1 protein-coding gene is annotated in these 407 nt (G+C 42.8%); it reads right to left on the reverse strand.

The features are described from left to right. Positions 1 to 407: DDE-type integrase/transposase/recombinase (locus HRJ06_RS22980; RefSeq protein ID WP_174735237.1), on the reverse strand; the 407-nt coding region annotated here is incomplete at both ends.

Here is a 407-nt window from a genome sequence, read left to right on the forward strand (position 1 = left end):
TTCAATCACACGGTCTACTTCAACCTCTATTTCGTTAAATGTCCCACAAGATTTAAACTCCGCCAAATCCTTAAAGTGGCCAAAGAAGCTTTCCATCGGCGCGTTATCCCAACAGTTTCCCTTTCGGGACATGGACTGGGTTATATTCAGCTCCCTAACCCTCTTCTGGAACTCAGGATGGGTATAGTGGAAGCCGTGATCGGAATGTAATATGGCATCTGGATGAAAATGGCCATCTAAGGCATCCTCCAGTTTTTTCAGCGTTTGATAAACAATATCCATTTGCAGCGACCTTGATAAATAATAAGCAAGGATTTCTTTGGTGGCGACGTCCTTCACACAGGACAAATATGCTTTTTGGCCTTGTCCATAATATAAATAGGTAATATCGGTAAGGAGTGCTTTCC

Origin of the sequence: Mesobacillus harenae (assembly GCF_013343715.1) — a bacterium.
GTDB lineage: Bacteria > Bacillota > Bacilli > Bacillales > Cytobacillaceae > Mesobacillus_A > Mesobacillus_A harenae.